Source organism: Oleiphilus sp. HI0067, assembly GCF_001635735.1.
In genome coordinates, this window is sequence record NZ_LWFI01001192.1 from 1 (window position 1) to 1,195 (window position 1,195).

A 1,195-nucleotide genomic window follows, 5' to 3' on the forward strand; every position below is an offset into this window, starting at 1 on the left:
TCTTTACCGAAGCAGGTCTAGAGTGGCGTGAGCCGGTTTGTTCTATGTGCTTGGCGATGAATGCCGACAAGTTAGGTCAGGGCGAGCATTGTGCATCTACCTCGAACCGTAACTTTGAAGGTCGTCAAGGCTTTGGTGGCCGCACGCACTTGGTAAGTCCTGCGATGGCAGCAGCTGCTGCAATTGCCGGTAAGTTTGTTGACGTTCGCGAATTTGTAAGCGCATAGGGGAGGCGAGAGAGATGAGAAAGTTTACTGAATTAAAAGGCCTTGTTGCTCCGCTTGATCGTGCCAATGTTGATACGGATATGATCATTCCTAAGCAGTTTTTGAAATCTATCAAACGCACTGGCTTTGGTAAGAACTTGTTTGATGAGTTGCGTTACTTAGATGAAGGCAAGCCAGATCAAAGCTGTGAAGGTCGTCCATTAAACGAAGAATTCGTTTTAAACCAAGCGCGCTACCAAGGTTCAAGCGTGTTGATAGCACGTCAAAACTTCGGTTGTGGTTCTTCGCGTGAGCACGCGCCATGGGCTTTAGATGATTACGGTTTCCGTTCTGTGATCGCGCCAAGTTTTGCGGATATTTTCTTCAATAACTGTTTTAAAAATGGCTTGTTGCCGATTGTGTTAACAGAAGAGCAAGTTGATCAGCTAGTCAATGAAGTTGAAGCGACTGAAGGCTATGAGTTGGATATCAATCTTGATGCGCAAACTGTGACAACGCCAAGCGGTGAAAGCTTTAGCTTTGAAATCGATGCATTCCGTAAGCACTGCTTGTTGAACGGTTTGGATGATATTGGCGTGACGCTAGAGAGCGAAGAGAAGATTAAAGAATACGAAGCACGTCGTCGCCAAGAAACGCCTTGGTTGTTTGATGCGATTCAAGGTGCTTAATAAGCGCAAGCACGCGAAAGAATTTGAAAGTTTATTGGAAAGTTAGATATGTCTAAAAAAGTTTTGTTATTGCCAGGTGATGGCATTGGTCCTGAAATCGTTGCGGAAGCAGAACGCGTTCTTGATCTTGTAAATGATAAGTTAGGTCTTGGTCTAGAGACTGACCATGCTTTGGTTGGTGGTTCTGCGATTGACGCGACGGGTGTTCCGCTTCCTGATGAGACGCTAGATAAAGCAAAAGCGTCTGACGCGATTTTACTTGGTGCTGTAGGTGGTCCTAAGTGGGATGCGCTTGATATG

3 protein-coding genes are annotated in these 1,195 nt (G+C 45.7%); all 3 read left to right on the forward strand.

What is annotated here, in order from left to right:
- Window positions 1-227, forward strand: a 227-nt coding sequence (locus tag A3739_RS17740) for an aconitase family protein (protein ID WP_255376782.1), incomplete at its 5' end; no start/stop codon positions are given.
- A gap of 14 nt (window positions 228-241) precedes the next feature.
- Entirely contained in the window at window positions 242-895 is a 654-nt protein-coding gene (gene leuD, locus A3739_RS17745) for a 3-isopropylmalate dehydratase small subunit (RefSeq protein ID WP_068475469.1), read from the forward strand.
- Between the two features lie 48 nt (window positions 896-943).
- Window positions 944-1,195: isocitrate/isopropylmalate family dehydrogenase (locus A3739_RS17750; protein ID WP_255376783.1), on the forward strand; the 252-nt coding region annotated here is incomplete at its 3' end.

Bases quoted from the DNA above. Each gene is read 5' to 3' on its own strand.
- leuD (WP_068475469.1), top strand. From the start codon at position 242: ATGAGAAAGTTTACTGAATTAAAAGGCCTTGTTGCTCCGCTTGATCGT.